Annotated in this window: 14 protein-coding genes; 4 read left to right on the top strand and 10 right to left on the bottom strand. The window is 36.0% G+C overall.

Features of this window, described 5'->3' with window-relative positions; translation table 11 throughout:
- Positions 1-246: 246 nt before the first annotated feature.
- From GQF63_RS17425 to GQF63_RS17405, 5 genes are all read right to left on the bottom strand, one after another.
- Entirely contained in the window at positions 247-1416 is a 1170-nt protein-coding gene (locus tag GQF63_RS17425; protein ID WP_160370529.1) for an IS4 family transposase, read from the bottom strand.
- Between the two features lie 636 nt (positions 1417-2052).
- Positions 2053-3219 carry a hypothetical protein gene (locus GQF63_RS17420; RefSeq protein ID WP_160370528.1) on the bottom strand — a complete coding sequence of 389 codons (1167 nt, stop codon included), beginning with the start codon at positions 3217-3219 and terminating at the stop codon, positions 2053-2055.
- 81 nt (positions 3220-3300) lie between these two features.
- On the bottom strand, positions 3301-4047 hold the full coding sequence (locus tag GQF63_RS17415; RefSeq protein ID WP_160370527.1) for a LytR/AlgR family response regulator transcription factor: 747 nt from the start codon (positions 4045-4047) through the stop codon (positions 3301-3303).
- Positions 4048-4066: 19 nt separating this feature from the next.
- Complete coding sequence (locus GQF63_RS17410; RefSeq protein ID WP_160370526.1) at positions 4067-5101, bottom strand: sensor histidine kinase; 1035 nt, start codon at positions 5099-5101, stop codon at positions 4067-4069.
- Between the two features lie 81 nt (positions 5102-5182).
- Positions 5183-6256, bottom strand: a complete 1074-nt coding sequence (locus tag GQF63_RS17405) for a hypothetical protein (protein ID WP_212592634.1) — start codon at positions 6254-6256, stop codon at positions 5183-5185.
- Between the two features lie 370 nt (positions 6257-6626).
- Here GQF63_RS17405 and GQF63_RS17400 point away from each other — a divergent pair, with 370 nt between their 5' ends.
- Both GQF63_RS17400 and GQF63_RS17395 read left to right on the top strand, forming a co-directional pair.
- Positions 6627-7235 (top strand): Crp/Fnr family transcriptional regulator, encoded by a 609-nt coding sequence (locus GQF63_RS17400; RefSeq protein ID WP_160370524.1) that lies wholly within the window; start codon positions 6627-6629, stop codon positions 7233-7235.
- 304 nt (positions 7236-7539) lie between these two features.
- Positions 7540-7902 (top strand): hypothetical protein, encoded by a 363-nt coding sequence (locus GQF63_RS17395; RefSeq protein WP_160370523.1) that lies wholly within the window; start codon positions 7540-7542, stop codon positions 7900-7902.
- A gap of 73 nt (positions 7903-7975) precedes the next feature.
- On the opposite strand, the gene GQF63_RS17390 is transcribed toward GQF63_RS17395, so the two are convergent.
- The 3 genes from GQF63_RS17390 to GQF63_RS17380 are packed head-to-tail and all read right to left on the bottom strand — an operon-like array spanning position 7976 to position 13569.
- Entirely contained in the window at positions 7976-9325 is a 1350-nt protein-coding gene (locus GQF63_RS17390) for a RagB/SusD family nutrient uptake outer membrane protein (RefSeq protein ID WP_160370522.1), read from the bottom strand.
- Positions 9326-9332: 7 nt separating this feature from the next.
- Positions 9333-12491 (bottom strand): SusC/RagA family TonB-linked outer membrane protein, encoded by a 3159-nt coding sequence (locus GQF63_RS17385; RefSeq protein WP_160370521.1) that lies wholly within the window; start codon positions 12489-12491, stop codon positions 9333-9335.
- Positions 12478-13569 carry a TlpA family protein disulfide reductase gene (locus GQF63_RS17380; RefSeq protein ID WP_160370520.1) on the bottom strand — a complete coding sequence of 364 codons (1092 nt, stop codon included), beginning with the start codon at positions 13567-13569 and terminating at the stop codon, positions 12478-12480. Before GQF63_RS17380 ends, GQF63_RS17385 begins: the two co-directional genes overlap by 14 nt.
- Positions 13570-13969: 400 nt before the next feature.
- Between GQF63_RS17380 and GQF63_RS17375 the strand changes: the two genes are divergently transcribed.
- A complete protein-coding gene (locus tag GQF63_RS17375) occupies positions 13970-14248 on the top strand; it encodes a helix-turn-helix domain-containing protein (protein ID WP_160370519.1) in 279 nt (92 codons plus the stop codon).
- Here the strand turns inward: GQF63_RS17375 and GQF63_RS17370 are convergent.
- Positions 14245-15108, bottom strand: coding sequence for a HEPN domain-containing protein (locus GQF63_RS17370; protein ID WP_160370518.1), 864 nt, complete (start codon positions 15106-15108; stop codon positions 14245-14247). The genes GQF63_RS17375 and GQF63_RS17370 overlap by 4 nt on opposite strands.
- Positions 15109-15644: 536 nt before the next feature.
- Between GQF63_RS17370 and GQF63_RS17365 the strand changes: the two genes are divergently transcribed.
- The gene (locus GQF63_RS17365; RefSeq protein WP_160370517.1) at positions 15645-16814 is read left to right on the top strand and encodes an IS4 family transposase; all 1170 of its coding nucleotides are present in this window, start codon (positions 15645-15647) and stop codon (positions 16812-16814) included.
- 801 nt (positions 16815-17615) lie between these two features.
- Here the strand turns inward: GQF63_RS17365 and GQF63_RS17360 are convergent.
- Positions 17616-18074 carry a JAB domain-containing protein gene (locus GQF63_RS17360; RefSeq protein ID WP_160370516.1) on the bottom strand — a complete coding sequence of 153 codons (459 nt, stop codon included), beginning with the start codon at positions 18072-18074 and terminating at the stop codon, positions 17616-17618.
- Positions 18075-18894: the final 820 nt, after the last annotated feature.

The following is an 18894-nucleotide window of genomic DNA, read 5'->3' as shown; positions in this document are numbered from 1 at the left end:
TATCCCATACCAACATCATTTTAAACGGATAGTAGCCAATTGAATAGAGAAACTTAAATTCCAGTAAAAACAGCTCGAGCAATTTCTTATGAAGTTGTTATTCCTTTTAATAATTAAAATAAAGCATAAGCTTTAATCTTAATTCACATCTGTCCTAAATAAATTTAGGATGTAAAAAAAGCTGGCTTCTTCTATAAATTAGGTAAGCTTTTTCTGAAAAATTAAATTATATCCTCACTATTTTCTTTAGAAGAGTTTATACTGTCCAATTTTATCAGGAGGTTTGCCAGAAAAGAATGGATCATTTGCCCATTTCCAGAGATCAATTTTCACAAAAATATTTAATCGAATAAAGTTCACCAGATTGGATAAGTTCCATTCATATTTAGCTTTATTCTGTATGTATTTGAAGAGTAATATTCCTATTAATGCAGTCCAAATTTGGATGTAGACAGCGTTTTCTGAGGTCCCTACAAAACTGGTTACTTTTAAACGCTGTTTTAAATGTTTGAAGAAAGTTTCAATCTCCCATCTTTCCTTATATAAGTCCGCCACTGTCGATGCCTTCCAGGTAAAATTGTTTGTTAAGAACTCATATTCAGCATTATTGATGCTGTCCCAAAAACGAACTAGACGCATCTTCTTTCCTTGATAGTGTTTCTTAGCATCCCCATCAAGCTCAATGAGCTGATCCATAATGATGTTGTTTTCCTTGAGGGCTTCACTTTGAAATGATCGAACCACTGTATATTTCATGTTGCTTTTACTGCGTGTGACAAAAAAGCACTGATTGCTGTCCAAAACATTCATCCAAGCATAATCTACGTAGCCTCCATCAACAACAACCACACATCCTTTGGGAAATGAAATGGTCTTGGCTATCTTAGATTCATGGTGTTTGCCATCTGTAATATGCACAAAGCTCGGCATACAACCATCATAATCAAGTATAGTATGAAGTTTAATGGCTCCCTTAGCACTGCGGAATTTAGCCCAGTCAAATACACTCAAGCATAATGGAATAATAGTAGCATCCATGAGAAATACTTTTCGCTTGAGCCTGTTAAGCTCAGCTCGTCTAGGAGAATTTCTATTCCACAAATGTTCCAAAAGTTTGTAATAAAGGTCTCGGAATACACGATGATCACGATGTTTGTTGATGTAGGACAGATTGGACTTGCTAGGTGTTCTAGAGATACCCATATGGCTCATGTTACCTGTAGTACTACGCAGACCATTAGAAATATCGCGAACGGAATCCGCAGATGAAAGATGGCAGAAAAGCATACTCACAAAGTGTGTCCAGCTATTGATTCCTTTGTGATGCTTATCGGATTGGTACTTTTGAACCAATTTATTGAAAATGTCACGGTCTACTAGACCTAAAATCTGAGAAAATACGTTTATATTTACCATGGCGGTAGTTGAATTTTTAGCGAATTTAATATAGCAATCCCTGCTATATTAAACCACCGCCATTTTTTTCTTATTTAGGACGCTTGTGATCTTAATTTCACAATCTATTGTCTCGGCACAATAAGTAAACATCTCTATAAAACGATTAGCCTTGATTCTAGGAAATGTTTACCCAATAAAAAATACACTTATAATCCCATGCATTTGCCAAACTATTATTGCCTTCTGGTGTTTAAAAATTCCAACAGGATAGTAATACCAATTACCTCATTATTCTCTTTTTTCAGTTTCGCTTTGAGATATTCCCAATAGTTTCCTGCGCCCCAGACCGGACATCACACAACTAGGCGAGAGTTATATTATTCAAACTTAATGATTTTTTTTTAGGGAAATTCTTTGTACGGAAGCTCACAGCCTGTCCATAATCACATCGGCCAGTCTTGGTTCATCAATAAATTTGTACCCACTATTTACTGGTGGTTGAGCGGTAATCATATTGATTCATTTGTCTGGTAATGTGCACCATTATTGTCATTTTTGCTGAGCTCATCATTACCAAAAAGTTGTGTATTTTGAATTAACGATTAAAAGCATCCATCTCAAACAGCTTTTTCCTGAAAATTTTAAAATTAAGTTCTAATAATTTTTAATCTTTTCAATCATCTGGTTCAGTTTTTCTATCACCATTTTCTTATCGTTATGTTCGGGATGATAGGACTTTACTCGAACAGAAGATGGTGAGAGCGTAGTGCGATTTTCGGTAGCGATATAAGGGATCATGGTTTTATACACCATATTTAGGGAACGAGATTCTACTATTTTAACTTCATCTGCTGCGCGCAATACTATCGCTATCTGATCACCTGATAACTTACAAAGCACTTTATTGGATAAAGGTATTGGAGAAGGAGAAAATTCCCGCTTAGTTGCTACTGTAACCGATGGAGCTTCATAAAGAAATTTAATCTCCGCATTAATCCAGTTCAATAGCTGTTTCTTTACAGACAGTCCATGCTTATCATACGGAGTCTTTCTATAGGCTGGAAGCTGATCGAGTAATTTACGGAATTTCAACAGGTTTGTTAGTCGATTAGTATGATTGTTAATTTGACCTAGCTCATTATTTATTTTTTCCATAAAATAATTTGCGATTCCTTCTGAGTTGAAATTAAGATATATCACTAGTCTTTCGATTGGCAAAAATGTTCCGACTTGCTTATTCCAATCCCACTTTGCTGCTAATTTAAAAACATAGAAAAAATAATCGTAATTATGGATTCTTTTCATTGAGTTGACTTGAGGTATAGACATAGTGTAAAGACATCCATCCAATATTTGAGCAGTTATAACATGGTGGGGAATTGATTTTACAGTTTGTGCAATGTTGGCAAAAAGAGATATTAGGGCGTCCTGTAATACAGAATTTTTACATGCTGATTTGAACATAGCAAAGTTTTTAGCCATATCTTGGAGGTTATCCGTAATGAGATCTCTGATGAGGATATATTCGTTCTCTAACGTCAAAATATCCTCGGGACACTTAGGACACATCATTTTAACTTCCTGCAAATGAAATGGTGCTCTTTGACAGAAAGCCATGTACGCCTCAATTAAGTTACCTTTTCTATTTTCATCGGCACAATTATTTTTAAGTTCTTTTTTAATTAAAGAAAAGCAATTTTCCAGGATGGGTACCCTAGTTTTCATCCAGCTTAAATAGTTGTTTTGTTGGAATTTATGATGGATAAATTCTTGTACAATAACTTCTAAACAGATAAATGTTCTGAATCTTTCGAGGTTCATAATCAATAGGTTTATGGTCTTCAATACCAAATTGAAGATGGTAAGAAATGACAATCACTTATTTAGCGAAGGATCTTCTATCTATATAATATTGCTATTTAAAAAGGTCTTGAGTTCGGGATGTTTTGCCAGCTCACCGACGGGGATTAGTTTTTCAACATTATTCAACTGGATTTGGTTATGACTATACGAATGGAAATAATAAACATTAAACAGCCTCCCTTTACCACATTTAATAAACCATCGGCTAGGTAGCCTGTCCATAATAAACTCAAAAGAACTATTAGACACCAATGGATCTCTACTATTGTTTAGAAAGATACACACGCTATTTCCTGCCTTCTCTACATGGGTAATATTAATAAAACGAACGTTAGTCCTTCTATATCGGTATGGTCCTTTAATATTAAAGTATGAAGCGAAATGTTGAAGGGAGTCTTGATCATTTAACTCTGGAAATTCATTTTTCATTTGGGTATCTAACCGTAATAGCCCCGCTTTTAATCGAATCGATGAAACTGGCTTGAGTAATACATCAATGACATTCTTCTGATACCCTTGATCTTCAAATTCTGGGTAAGCCGTGTATAAGATGGTTTTAAAATTCAATTTAGGAAGCGACTCCAAAAATTCGAATCCAGACATTTCCCCTAATTGTACATCAAGTATTAATAAATCTATCGGATTGATTCGCATGTATGTAAGGGCTCTTTTTGGATTTGTAAATGTTTTCACAATCGTAACATATTCTACACCATCCATCAATTCTACTAAATGATCTATACTTGCTTGTTGATCATCGACTATTATTGCTGTCCATTGTTTCATGTTATGCTTAGTTTAATTTTCAGTATTTATAAATTACTACTTCAACAAAAAATCCCTCTGGCTTTAAGCCCCACACACACTCGAATTTTTCACCAAACACCATTTCTAGTCTTCTGGATAGATTATTTAAGCCTACTCCATGACTAGTAAATTTAGGGCTTCTTTTATTCACAGGATTTTGCACTTGTATTTTAACCAAATCCATGGTAGATTCAATGATTATTGTCACAGGATTATCGTGGTTATAGGCATCACCATGTTTAAAAACATTCATAATTAATGTCAACAAGGTTGTTGGAGGAAGCACAATTCCATTTAACTTTCCGGTAATATTCCAGGAAATAAATAAAGGTTTAGAGCTAATGCTACTTTCAATCTGAAGATATTTTTTAGCCATATTTATTTCATCCTCGAGTAATATTGTCCTTGGAGTGTCTGAGCTATTAGATTCCATAAAATATCGCATTAATAAATACATTTGGTTTATCTGTTCAGCCATATTGGGCTGTGTAGATCTTATCTGATATGCCCATGATTGAAATACATTCACGAGCATGTGAGGAGAAACCTGCTGGGCTAAACTTGCATATTCATATTCTTGCCTAAGTCTTTTCTCATCTAAACGCAATTCCATTTCAAGATTCTTTTCTTCAAGGGTTTTAAGACGCGTTCTGTATTGAAAACCTAGAACTGCCAGAAAGGTAAAGTGTCCAATTAATATGAGATAACTTTGCAGGAAAAGAATTGGATTGAAAGCTTTATTTTTGACCAGGTAATTACCATAGACTAGGCTAAGGCCGAAATGGTTTTGATTCACTGCAATTAATATTAATGCGATAATGCTATAAATAAGCAGAATCCAGCAAAGCGCTATTAAATATAGCTTTCGTGCAAAATAATTATCAAGAATATAAGAAAGCGAATAAAAAATTAATGCAAAAATGGGGATAGAAAGTAATACCGTAACAAAACTTAAATTTGGATTACCCATCCAATTGATCAAATAGAAATAAAAGGTATAAGTTATCCAAAACCCTATATGCTGTTTAATCATAGTGTTTTACGTAGGTTTATAATAATCGGCAGTGGTAAAAAAAATAACCGTAGTATCCTAATTTACTAACAATATTTTTAGCTAAAAAATTCTAGAAGATAAAATTTTATATTGCTTAGCATCAATTCGATGCCACCGGTAGGTAAATTTATCAAGCAAGAGATATTCATTCGTATCTTTCATAGGTAATATTCTATGATCCGTTTTCCAGGACTGTAAGCAAGAGCTTGGATAGTAGTACCGATGCAGGTATCTCCAGGTCTCCCATGTTTGTGGGCATTTTAACAAATCCTCTTCAAACGATGAATAGATATCCTGAATGATATTTTGGTGATTATCTTTTCCATGTTTTTTTTTCTTGCCCGTAATTTCACTTATGCTCGGGGCTTCAAGCCCACTGGGGTCAATAGATCGGTCTACAATTTTCAAGATCTTTAAGTTAAAAATCATTGCAATTCTTACAAATCCGCAACGAACCTTTATAGATCCTTGTAATAGGTCAACTTCCTGAAGTTTACTTTTTGGATCATCTATACTTCCAAAAGCTCCATCAGCAAAAACGAAAATGTGATAACCTTTCTGAAGATTCTTCTTTAATTTAAAAAATATACTAGGATCTTCTGCCTCTTGCAGGTATAAGGGCCCTGAAATGGGGAATTTTGCTAAGAGATTCTCATAGAATACTTTATACTCCTGCAAAACAGTTTTGGATACAATTAAACATACGGATATTCCACGAAGCAATAAGCGCAGGGGAAGGAATTGATAGATTCCCAAATGGAAGGACACCCACATTTTAGGGTCGCTTTGGTCCAAAGCAGGTATATCTTTTAATACTGTTTCAATACATGCCACAGGTGTCTGCGCCCTGTGCTCCGAAAAATCTTGGTAGTCCGTAAATAATTGATATTGTTTTTCTAGGTCAAAGGTTCCTAGGATGTGCTGGAAATTTGCTGACATATAAGCAAATAATTTCCAGTTTTCGGGATCAGCTTTTAAGCTCGATAATTTTGGTCTTCCCACTTTACTACTTAAATGGCTCGATCGTGACTTGAACTTATGCGGCATGAAAAATTCTAAAAATTTCACAGCGTATGTGACACTATACGCTGTGAGATCTCTAAAAAGGAAATACAATATTGCATTTCCGATCATCGGGTTGATCTTGGATAAATTTCAATCGTTCTTCACCAGATAATGGCAAATTCGATAGAATTCCTACAACTGATTCCATGTCTGTACTAGTCATAATACGTATCGAAAAGTGAATAAAAGTTCCGATCTCGCATCGGGATTACGGCTTCTGGCCATGAAGACTTCCAATCGATTGAATCAAATTTGTCCCTTAAGAATAAGAATTCAAAATGTCTGATAGGCAAAGGTGCAATTGTCTATACCAAAGGGATTTTGCTCACTTTTTAGACACATAAATGTGTTTCAATTGGAGGAAAGGGTGTTTGACAATGATTTGGAATATTTTAAAGTTTATTAATGTGATATTCGAAGGTCGAAAGTCGCTGTAATTATGGACAAGGTATATCCAAGTAATAAGGATTTCAAGTTCTTCATTGAGCATTGGAATATATCATATTTGCTAACCAGCGATAATATTTCTTGGATCCTATCGCAATGCAAAATTATTAGGACCCAGCGGAATCAAATTTTATCAGAAACCGCTGACAAGAAACATTATTTTTATTTTGTTTGTCGTGGTCTTTTGGCCCATATCTCTTATGCGCCTTTTGGAAAACGAAAAATCATCAATTTGGCTTATTCAGGGATGGCTCTTTCTTCAACGATCCATCTTTATAGCGAAAACCAAATTTCTGGTGAACTGATTGCTCTTAGATCAGGGGCAATTATCGCTATTCCCTATTCCTCCTTATTAGCTTGTCATCCAGAAGACCCTGCCATTTGTGCTTTAATTTCAAGGCTCGTTCATCAGCAGGTCCGGTTTTTACATCATTTAAGATATATCTGCTGGAGCCTCTATCCTTCCAAGCGATATAAACTCTTTATCAAGCTGCTACCGGATATCGATAGATGTACGACTCAAGTGGAGCAAGCCAATCTCCTAGGCATCTCACGTTCATGCATTCAACAGCAAAAAAGAAAACTTTTATTCCAAAAATAAAACCTCCTTATTCATCTACCCAACGTTTAGGATTTTTTTTATCGATCTAATTAAATACCGCCCTCCATCCATAAACTTTAAATTTAGGAATGAATTTTCCATAAAATGGCTTAACCTAATAGAGCAATATTCCTCAATGAAGGTTCCGACCTTTACCTATACCAATATTTTTTCGCTAACCAACCACGGCTTAAGGTTTATCAGATATTCCCTATTGCCGGGCTTATTGGTCTGCCAAATGACCCTCATAATTTATTTAACTAAAAGTTTTGCGGCAACCTTTTTATAAAAAAAGACCAGTATTATGAATTTTAGTAAAACATTTAAAAACAGCGCAATTCTGTTGGGTGTTGCTTGTTTGCTTACCGTGATGATGTTCTCCGCCTTTAGAATCAATGTTCCTAAAGCAGAGGAAAAATTGGCGACTACCACTTGGGTATATATCGGACCCGACCTTCCAAATGTAGCAAACTTTAGCAGCAGCAATTACGTTCAGAACCCAGGTTCTTTGCCTGCCACCTGTAATTTGGAGACGGATTTACCTTGTCAATTTATCGTTCCTGATACAGTCAACACTTTGGCAAAGCTGGAAAATTACCTAATTGGTATGTATGGTGATGAACCCGCCGATCTGCGAGATCATGCAAACACACAAAAAGGGTACTAGTAGCAACTCCGTTATTATGTATCTTGGATAGGGGCCGTTTGGCCCCTATTCTTTAATCATCTTCGACAAGTCTTTAATACGGGTTTTGTACCACATCACTAATATCGATTACATCTTGGGGCACAGGAAGTGCGAACTTTGGAGAGTTCGGTTCTAAGGTGTATGTTTTTCCATGAACCGTTCTACTCAAGGAGATATTTGCGCCTTCAAGGTTATACCTTTTAATATCAGCCCAGCGCAGGCCCCTAAACATCAACTCTTTTCTACGCTCTTGGAGGATAAAGTTAAGCAGTAAGTTACCATCGTTTATCTGTATTTTTTTATAGGCTCCGGTTCGGTATCTTGTGGAAAGGAGCTCATCCATAACTTGAGCAGCCTGTTGGGATTTCCCCAATCTTGCTAAACATTCTGCTCTAATCAGGTATTGTTCGTTTGTTGCAATCCCTCCAAATAGGGACATATTTCCTCGGTAGCTCCCACGGTAGGAGATTTCCTGTCCTACTGGAGAAAAAAGCAGGGTCTTTCGAAGGTCATTTTCTTCAAATAGGTTATATAATTCAGGTGTTATGCGTGCTCTTGTGTCAGAAAGAATGGTCGAGGCAGGTATGCATGTATCCATGATAACTTCAGCATTGAATATTTCGAAGGGATATCTCGCCTGAGCATCCAAGGCGTTGTAATCAAGAAGTACATTATAAATTGCTAAGGACTTTTGTGCGTTGTCAAGAGCTGCAGGATAATCTCCCATTGCTAAATAGGTTCTCGCACGCAGCCCATATGCTGCCGCACGTGAAGACCTGGTGGGAAAAGGTGACTTTTCATACAAAAGCTGAATTGCTTTATCTAGATCATTTAGTATTGCTTGATAGGTTTCCGCTGCGGAGCTTCTTACAGTGACTTCATTAAAATTACTGTTTTTTCTAAGATGTATTCCCAGATCGGTATTTGCGGTTTTGCTATTATAAGCCAAGCTGTATATAAAAGCACAATTTAACCAGCTCTTTGCGCGAAGGAAATATGCTTGACCTAGTATATTGTCGAGCTCCGGGTTTCGATTTTTTTTCCCTTCTATTCCTTCAATAACGACGTTAGCATAGTATATGGTGACTGCAGTTTGTTTCCATGCGCCGTCATTGGTAAAAGGGACATGATGACGCTCCCACGTATATTTAAGCTTCAAATCCTCCAGCGGCAAGGCATCATAAGTAGCATCACTTATGTAGTATCCATCGGCAGCAATATCACCGTCGGTGGGTTCGGCAATCAATGTTTTAGGATAATTATCCAGAATGGCCTGAAAGTCCTTTGCAGTGGTTGGTACCGCTAAAGATTTATCTGATTTTGCATCTAAAAAATCCTCACAAGAAGATAAAATTAAGAGCGCTACCATCATCCAGGTAAGGTTAAATTTATAATTTTTCATGGCTTAACTATTTATTAAGTGTAATTCTTGTTCCAATACTATAGGTAGGAGGAAGAGACATGCTACCACTGCGGTGTGTCCGCAGGTTCAATTTTTCATCATTACCGATCCAGATATCCCCAAGGTTGTCTACATTTATAAAGCATGTAATTTCATGTCCTTTTAATTTGTCCTTAGCGATTGCGTAGGCAAGGTTTATATACTGAAAGCGGACATGATCCGCGCGATGCACATGGGCCGACACACTTCTATAGAAGGGGAACATATCCAAGTTAAATGCTGGGATTTGGGTATGCATTTCATCGCCTGGAGCCTTCCAGCGTTGATCGTAACTTTCATGTAGGCCGATGTTACGTTCCGCATAATCCAAGGCTTGGGTCCTGAAGTAATATCCAAGTTTATAGGTTAGGGCAAATTCGAGCTGGATACCACGGTAAGAAAAACTATTGATTAGCCCGCCAAAATAGGTTGGCCGAGATGAACCGTGGTACTGCAAGTCTTCAACTTGGGTGTCCTTACCTGTGATTTTACGATAATCTTGACTTTCCACTCCTTTGAGATACCCAATTGGAAGCCCGTTCGTACCACTCAAACCATTCCATTTATATGAAAACACACTATTCACTGGCCTGCCTTTAATGCCGCTTACTCCTCCATTCACAAAACTTGAACCTTGTGTATTGGTAAGATAATAATCGACCACCTCATCTGAATTATGACTAAAATTCATGGAGGTGCTCCAACGGAAATTGCGCTGAATATTTTGGGTCCTAAGCTGTACGTCGATACCCTTTCCTTTAATTTCAGCCACATTCTTTATCATGCTCCCTCCTATTCCTGCAGAATAATCTACCACTGCTGTTCCCAATAAATCATCGGCTTTTTTGTGGTAGTATTCAATGGTTCCTGTGATCTTATTAGAGAGAATTGAAAAGTCAAGCCCTACATTCTGAGTTCTTACTCTTTCCCAACGCAAATCAGGGTTATTATACGAGTTAAAAATTGCGATTGGCCCTAATGTGTATGGTGAAGTCATGGTATATTGTATGGTGGTTACTGCCGAGGCATTAGGATCGGTATTTCCACTGGTACCTTGTGAAAGGCGCAATTTTAGGCGATCAATCCAGTTGATATGAAAAAATGGTTCCTTATCGACTTGCCAGCCGACACCGAAAGACCAAAATGGGCTCCACTTATTTCTGGTATTGACGCCATAAATATTTGATGCATCCTGGCGTGCACTCGCCGAGAGGGTATATCTATCTTTAAAATTATAGGCACCATTGGCAAAAAACGAGACATATCTATTATCAGTTCCTTGCATGGACTGCCTATTTGGTATAAATCGAGTATCTTGAGATACATAATCTTTGTAACTATTTATATAATCTACGCGTGTGGAAGTAAGGATATCTCCATCCACTCCATATAGTCTATTGAGCTGCCTATATGACAATGTTTTTCTCATCTCTGCACCCGCGAGCATATTTATACGATGGTTTAAGATGTTCTTATCGTAGCGCAACATTCCCCTTAGGTTTTGCACCTTCATTCTGGTATTGTCAAATTCATAAATATCTCCTTTAGGCACTGCAAATTTTAATTCATTTCCATTGCGCTGTGCGAATCCATTAACTAGATTCCTGGTGTAATAACTCTCTATACCATAATTAAGAAAATTATCATTCTGAATATCAGCGTATTGATATTGCACCTCTGTGGTTAATCCCATTGGAGAGCGGTAAACCGCTGCGAAATTCAGACGGTTTTGTCTATTTTTTGCCTCGGAATTGTTGTGCTCTACATCTTGTAGTGGTAGATATGACCAATCTAAAAGCCCGCTTCCATTTAAACCTTCGAGGTACGAACCTCTATAGTCAGGATAAAAAGGGATGTCGTTACTCCTTATATCTTTAAACGCGGTATAAGGGAAGAGTATTCCATTGCCGAGTTCACCACTTGCAGGGTAGCCCGACTTTACTTTATTAAACGAAAATTGACCATCAAAGTTAATCTCTAAATTTTTCAACGGGCTGAAGGATTGACTGGACTGAATATTCCATTGATCGGTTAATTCTTTTAATGCATTTTTTTGATCTTGAAAATTAAATGACATCCTGCTTCGATAACGCTGTCCTCCGGATTGGAGGGACAAGGTGTTTCTTTGTTCTAAAGCAGTTTGAAGGACATGCGCCCTATACTGTTCTTCAAAAGAATATCCCTGGAGTTCTTTTTTCTTTATTTCGAACTGATCATCAGTCAATGCCCCTTTCTTTTTCATGTATAGGAGGTCGACGTATGAAGAAACAGGATCAGTTCGATTAGACTGAAGGTTTGCGTTATAAAACCCTTGATCGAATAATTCTTCCTCCATTTCCATAAATGCTAGTGTACCAATCTTGTGCATATAAAGATGTGGCTTTGGCGTTACTGACAGATTACTGGTCAGGTCAATTTTAAGGTTCGATTCATATCTTCCCTTCTTACTTTGAATCACAATCACCCCATTTCCAGCTCTTGCTCCCCAGATTGATGCTGCAGCGGCATCCTTCAGTATTGTCACGCTTTCTATATCCTCTGGATTGATTGAATTTATATCACCCTCGTAAGGGAAGTTATCTAAAATAATTAGGGGACTCCGGTTTCCACGAATGGTAGATACTCCTCTAATCATCAGTCCGCCGCCTCTAGTTTGATCATCTACTAGCATGGCGCTTGTGATAGGAACCAGTCTTTCCAGGATATTGCTCTTTACCTGCTTTGACAACTGAGACTCGGTTATCAGATCGAATGAACCTGTAGCTCGTTCTTTTGGTATACGCTGGTATCCCGTAAATACTTGAACTTCCTCAATAATGTTATTTAAAGGATCTAAAAATACATCGATGTGCTTCCTTCCATCAATTTTCAGCAGTATGGATTTACTATGGTAGGAAGCATGCGATACGCGTATGCTATCTTGCTGTCCAATCAATGTTATTGTCAACTCTCCATTTTTATCGGATGTATACACTTCATCAGTTGCGAGAAAGGTAATGTTTGCTTGGGATAGTCTGGTTCCAGACTGGCTGTCTTTGATTTGTATTTTTACGGGCTGTTGAGCCTGAATAGCGAAATAAAAAAAGATCAGTATCCCAGTGAGCGTTATTTGTTTAAGGTTTCCCATGAGGCAAATCATTTTTAAGTGTTAAAATATAGGTTAGTTCATTTTTATCATTCTTGATGAATTCACCATGATATCTTGAGAATTCATTTAAATAGTTGAGAGCATATTCAAACAGGATAGCACTCTTTTCACTAGGGAGAATAATGTCTAGATTATGGTATTCCAAATCTATAGCCGAGGGAACGAATTTCACTATAAATCTACTGGATTGAAAAGTTGAGTCTTTCAATACCTGACGAGCATAGCTGCCAGCTATTACCCGGTACATACGTATTACATCAACATTTGTCAACAGTATGCGGGGAGTTTCATGCTGCGTTATTTGTGTGCCAGATGGAAGACCATGGTATGTTCCTCTTCTAAAAAGTTGAAAACTCTCAGGGTAATTCGTCCCCAGCAGCTCTTCTCGAAGGAATAATGGGACACCTCGTTTTATATCTATTTTCGTCGGTTCGGAAATCGACTTATTAACAAGATATTTCTGAATACTTTCCTCACTGATAGAGGAAGTGAAATTCACAACTTTCCCATCCTGATCGATCCATACATAATGGGGGACTAAATTATAAGGGAAATATTGCTTTAGCAGCTCATCTTGGTATACTGAATAAATTGGTTCGTTAGGCGTGAATTGTCTTTTAAAAAACGCTTCGATACTTTCAGCCTTTTCCCAACTGATGGGTATAATTGAAAATTCTCTGGAGGATTGCACGCTACGAAATTTCCTGAGGGATTTTATACAACTTGTACATGTTGTTGCCCAGAAGTCAAGAATAATAAGTTTTCCTCGGTGCGAAGATAGTTGAGACTTACTTATCCCTTTGGGATTAGAGATGACTGATAAAGGCACATTCCACAGTTCCTCAGGGAGAAACTCTCCAACATTCAGAGGTACAACTTTTTGGTGCAAAGCACCGGTCCCGATTTGGGACCAGGCTTTGACGCAACTAAATAAACTGAAACAAATAGTAAAAATTGCAAGGATAAAATTTTGTCCTATTTTGAATTTATAAGAATCAATGAGAGATGGAAATGGCAATAAATTCATAGGAATATTAAATTGAGTAAACTTTTCCATATTAAAGGTAATTGGATAGCATTAAGTAATTAGACCGTATTGTTTTAAAGTGATCTTTTTCACAGGAGAGCCCTGTTATGATAATTTTATAGCGATCTAATCTATTCTGGAGGACAGATTAGTAAGTCATAAGTATGTACAATACATACTTGTTCAGAAGTAATTAAACAAGAAAGGCAGCTCCCTTGCGCCATGGTTGGGCGTGAGAAACTACGCGACCTAAAATCAAGGGAGGCCTTCCCTGAATATTTTTTAGGAATGTATAAGTTTATAATTCGCATTCATATTGGTTCTAGGTTTCTCACGCCTAACCATATGAATGATTTACAAATATGTTAAATAAATATTAATATGCCAAATTTGGAATAATAATTAATAGATATTTAGTGTCTATTTGATTATGCCTGAACAATACATTGAGAAAGAGACACTACAAAAAATAAGAGATCGGCTTTGGGAAAGAGCAAAGTCAATTAATTTAACATTAGAAGATTTGGAGGATCGGACTGGGTTTAGTTATAGTCAAGTTTATAGAATTGTTCGTGGCAAAAACAATATTTCAGTAAGTGGACTTGTGGCAATATGTCGAGCATTAGAAATACAGCCCAACCAAATTCTCGATTTCGAAATAGAGATACCTAATTTTTTACCTCCTAGAAAGGCAAGAAAAGGTATTTAAAGTGAATTAATTTTGCTCTTAGACACTTGTACAACTAGTTTTTCAAGACTTTCAACTTTATGAATCAAAGTTTCAAGATCAATTTTTTCAATCATAAAATCAGATTTGTATCTCGCATCGATATAGCCCTTCTGAAGTATATTAAAAACTCTTTTTTCTTCATATGTTGGAGGTGAACAGAAAATGTTATTAATCTCAGGAGAAATAAATTTGGTATAGTTTCTATATTCTTTAATACTATGAGTTTTTGGTTTAAAACCAGTGAAAATTAAACCTAAACCTGCGTATAAACGTTCTACAGACTGATGTAAAAAAAATAAAACCTCATTTAATTTATAGTTTTTTTCAATTGAAGAAATATAGATTAATTTAACATAATCCAGCATCCTCACGCCACTTTCCACCCAATTTTCGTAATATAACAAAGCCTGAGCCTTTTGCTCTTCTCTGGTTAAAGATCGAGGCTTTACAAACAAAGTTTTTTTACTATCAAACAGTATAATTCCGTCTTCAATGATGGATTTGAAGAAATATTGTCCACGCTCTAAACCGTAGTTAATATGTTCTAACTCGTGTACTAATGGATTAACAGGATGTTTATACCTCCTTGTTCTGTTTTCAATTCTATTTCTAATTTCGAATTCTTTCAGCTTTAAGCCTTGCGTAACTATCAAAAAGTCATAATCACTCCGGTAACTATATGTTGCTCCATCTTCAACATACTCATCATCAACCCAATCTCCTCTTGCAAAGCTTCCAAACAATATGACTTTTTCAGGCAAAGCAATTTCCTTGATAATCTCTACAATTTCAAGAATATCTTTTTGTTTGTCAACCGGCAAATGGCTTAACTCATCCATAGCTTAAAGATACTAAAAACGTTTTATGAACTAAACCAATATCGCAAAATTAAGGATCTTCATTCCTTTGTTGAAAAGGCTATGTTTTAAAATATTAATATATACTGAGCATAAATCCGGATATTTAAATTTTAACAAAAACCAATCCTCTCTTAAGGCCAATAACGTACTATAAATTTGAAATTATCTAGTCCAATATTCGCTTAATCTAAAATTCTACTACTTTAAGTTAGTAATGAAAAGTTTATAATAATACAGATTAAACACTCTATTCAAATTCATGCTTTTGATAAAAGCATTTTAAATCAATGGTAATCCTAGAAGCCAATTTGGAATCAATTAAATCTATTTAATGGACATCAAAAGTGTGTTTGAAGATGGCTATGATATAGGTTTGAAAATTAACGTTTCAAACAATAATGATTGTCCTAAAAAGTATACAAAAGATCAGTACCGTCCTAAATAAGGGAAAAAATGGCGGTGGATTTATATAGCAGGGATTGCTATATTTAATTCGCTAAAATTACACTACCGCCATGGTAAATATAAACGTATTTTCTCAAATTTTAGGCCTCATTGACCGAGACATTTTTGGTAGACTGGTTCACCAGTACCAATCTGACAAGCATCACAAGGGCATTAATAGTTGGACGCATTTTGTGAGCATGCTTTTTTGCCATCTTTCTTCGGCAGATTCTGTTCGTGATATTACCAATGGCCTTCGAAGCACCACGGGTAATATGAGCCACATGGGCATTTCCAGAACACCTAGCAAATCCAATCTTTCCTACATGAACGCTCATCGAAGTCATGGTCTTTTCAGGGATCTTTACTATAAGCTTTTGGATCAATTGTGGAAGCGGCATCCCCGGCAAAGAGCAGAATTGAAAAGGTTAAAGCGTAAGGTATTATTAATGGATGCCACAGTTATCCCATTATGTCTGAGTGTATTTGATTGGGCGAAATTCCGTAGTGCAAAGGGTGCTGTAAAACTTCATACCATACTGGATTACGATGGCTGTATGCCTAGTTTTGTTCATATAACCGATGGAAAACAACATGAATCGAAGGTCGCCAAGACCATGTCATTTCCTAAAGGCTGTGTGCTTGTGGTAGATCGTGGCTATGTTGATTATGCCTGGATGAACGTTTTGGACAGCACCGACTGTTTCTTTGTAACCAGAGCAAAATCTAACATGAAGTATACGGTGGTTAAAACCGTCAAAAGCGAAGACCTTCTGGCTCACGGAATTATTGAGGATCAGATCATTGAGCTTGATGGGGCTGCCAATCAAAGGTATAAAGGGAAGAAGATACGTTTGGTGCGTGTTTGGGACAGCATCAAAAAAGTAGAATACGAGTTCCTGACAAACAATTTCTGTTGGAAACCAGCAACAGTTGCAGCACTTTACAAAGAGCGTTGGGAAATCGAAACGTTCTTTAAACACCTTAAACAGCGGCTTAAAGTAACCAGTTTCGTAGGTACATCTGAAAATGCTGTTTACATCCAAATATGGACTGCATTGATCGGAATACTGCTTTTTAAGTATATTCAAAAGAAAGCAAAATATGATTGGAATCTATCCAATCTGGTCAATTTTATTAGGCTTAATATATTCGTGAAAATTGACCTTTGGAAATGGGCTGACGATCCCTTTATTTCAGGAAAACCACCTGATAAAAAAGGTCAGTTTCAACTCTTTTGATAGAAAACAGAAGATACTTTTCTCAAATAAGACTCAGTTCTTCATTTATTTAACATCAAGATAGATTTTTAATACCCTAAAATTTATTTAGGACAGTACTGACAAAAGATAAAATGTTATTGAAATTTTTTTTGATTAAATCATCTTTTATTTTCTCGATATTTATTTCTAAAAACCTTCGGTTAATTTTCCTATATCTTTGAATTTATTTTTTTAAAAAAGCTTAGTTAATGCATAAATCTTGTATAAAATGAATTGTCAATAACTAATATTAAATTTTAAACTTTAACCACATGAAAAGTATAGAAGAAAAAGCATCAAAATTAGGATTAGACAAAGGCTCATACCTATTATTATTAGCAATTTTAGAAATTGAAGACGAAAACGAAAACAAAGCTGCTTAAAAGTATTAGGATAAATGGGATACAATAATGGTAATTTTAAATTCCACTAAAAAGTTTTCCTATCTTAAAAAAATAGAATTTATTGAGGTGTTTTCGAATTAAAAGGAACACCTCAATAACTTTATTCTAAACGAATCAGTTAATATATTTGACTGAATTTTTATACAAATTGTTATACTTTTTTTTCTAAAAACAACTACCTGAAGTTAGGTAAAATGAATCTTTTAATTTGATCCCAATAGCATTAACGATGCATTTCTAGATTGAGAGAAATATAGTAAATTATATATCAGCATAATTCAACCTAATTAATTCAACAGTACACCCTAGGCATTATAGGAGCAACACCAGACTAGATTAATGATTCTACTGAACATAATTAGGTTGACAATAGAGATTATAGATCACCATTGTCCCTAAAAGAATAATATCCTATGTCGGTTAGAATTATATGATCAAGGATTTGAATATCCAACAGATGACTAGCTGCTGCAATCTTCTTTGTCAACTGCCTATCTGCTTCACTTGGGATAAGATTGCCAGAGGGATGATTGTGGGCTACTGCAAAACGGGTAGAATTTGCTAATAAGGCACAGGACATCAATAGGCGAATATCGACCATAACCATATCCAAACCTCCATCAGCAATTTTGTGATAACCTACTACGTCTAGTTTGCTATTGAAATAAATGGCGTAAAAGCTCTCGCGTATGTCAATTTCATTGCTGTTCCACACTGCTCTGAATGCATTCTCCATCTTCCGTGAATTATTGACAGAAGAAAAGTGCGATACCGACAACTTGTCGTTCTTGTGATATGATAAACGGAGTTCGTGAGCGATGAATTTGTTTTGCATGGCATTTAAAATTAAAGTGAAAGAAAAAATTAATTATCGCCAAATGGGATACGAGTCAAGAGCTTGACTTGCAAAAGAAAAAAATAACTAAAATGGCGTAGCGAAGGAGGTTCTGTTCCTTAGAACGGATACCCATTTTGTTCTTTTTTTATTTGGTGTGTGGGAAAAACACGAGGGGCATGTCAAGCTGACGAAGTAACTTTGCGATCTATTAATGATTCTTCCTTTTTCGGGTATTTTGACTTGAACTAACAGAAAGAAGATCTCGGATCCTAGTTCAAAACGATCAAGTAGAATGGAATAAAGCATCCATCACGAAATAGTAGAATTCGATCTTATTATTGCTTCTTGAGAAAGTCTAAGCCACGATATGTTTTTCCTATGGATTCAACCGGCTTTGGAAATATAATATAAAAGAGATAATGGTTATTGTACTATCTATAGGTTAAAATACTAATGTTTTCCACCTTTCTTTGTGAATTATAATAATTGTGCTATCCTATTCTTGGTAGGTTAAGCATTTAGAATGTCCGAAATTCAATCACAACCTTCAAGATTTGAAATAAGATAACTTAAACTGATGTCCCCCTTATATGTTAACTTATAAATTATGAAATCTCCATATTTTTTACTCGTTTAACATTATTAAAATCAAAAGTTGTGAACTGTAATTAATAATGCAGAGTTTTTGGTAAGTAGAACCAGTACTGTCCTAAATAAATATTTTGGCATAAAAAATCCTTCTCCATTCGTGTTCAATTGAAGAATTCGGTTAATTACTGGCAAGGTATCCTATCTGTGTTACTAAATGAGCGTATAT

Origin of the sequence: Sphingobacterium humi (assembly GCF_009768885.1) — a bacterium.
Classification (GTDB): domain Bacteria; phylum Bacteroidota; class Bacteroidia; order Sphingobacteriales; family Sphingobacteriaceae; genus Sphingobacterium; species Sphingobacterium humi.
This window is presented reverse-complemented; position numbering and strand designations above follow the sequence as displayed.

What these genes read in the sequence shown, in the direction of transcription:
- GQF63_RS17425 (WP_160370529.1), bottom strand. Translation starts at nt 1,416, where the DNA reads ATGGTAAATATAAACGTATTTTCTCAGATTTTAGGTCTAGTAGACCGT.
- GQF63_RS17420 (WP_160370528.1), bottom strand. Translation starts at nt 3,219, where the DNA reads ATGAACCTCGAAAGATTCAGAACATTTATCTGTTTAGAAGTTATTGTA.
- GQF63_RS17415 (WP_160370527.1), bottom strand. Translation starts at nt 4,047, where the DNA reads ATGAAACAATGGACAGCAATAATAGTCGATGATCAACAAGCAAGTATA.
- GQF63_RS17410 (WP_160370526.1), bottom strand. Translation starts at nt 5,101, where the DNA reads ATGATTAAACAGCATATAGGGTTTTGGATAACTTATACCTTTTATTTC.
- GQF63_RS17405 (WP_212592634.1), bottom strand. Translation starts at nt 6,256, where the DNA reads ATGATCGGAAATGCAATATTGTATTTCCTTTTTAGAGATCTCACAGCG.
- GQF63_RS17400 (WP_160370524.1), top strand. Translation starts at nt 6,627, where the DNA reads ATGGACAAGGTATATCCAAGTAATAAGGATTTCAAGTTCTTCATTGAG.
- GQF63_RS17395 (WP_160370523.1), top strand. Translation starts at nt 7,540, where the DNA reads ATGAATTTTAGTAAAACATTTAAAAACAGCGCAATTCTGTTGGGTGTT.
- GQF63_RS17390 (WP_160370522.1), bottom strand. Translation starts at nt 9,325, where the DNA reads ATGAAAAATTATAAATTTAACCTTACCTGGATGATGGTAGCGCTCTTA.
- GQF63_RS17385 (WP_160370521.1), bottom strand. Translation starts at nt 12,491, where the DNA reads ATGGGAAACCTTAAACAAATAACGCTCACTGGGATACTGATCTTTTTT.
- GQF63_RS17380 (WP_160370520.1), bottom strand. Translation starts at nt 13,569, where the DNA reads ATGGAAAAGTTTACTCAATTTAATATTCCTATGAATTTATTGCCATTT.
- GQF63_RS17375 (WP_160370519.1), top strand. Translation starts at nt 13,970, where the DNA reads ATGCCTGAACAATACATTGAGAAAGAGACACTACAAAAAATAAGAGAT.
- GQF63_RS17370 (WP_160370518.1), bottom strand. Translation starts at nt 15,108, where the DNA reads ATGGATGAGTTAAGCCATTTGCCGGTTGACAAACAAAAAGATATTCTT.
- GQF63_RS17365 (WP_160370517.1), top strand. Translation starts at nt 15,645, where the DNA reads ATGGTAAATATAAACGTATTTTCTCAAATTTTAGGCCTCATTGACCGA.
- GQF63_RS17360 (WP_160370516.1), bottom strand. Translation starts at nt 18,074, where the DNA reads ATGCAAAACAAATTCATCGCTCACGAACTCCGTTTATCATATCACAAG.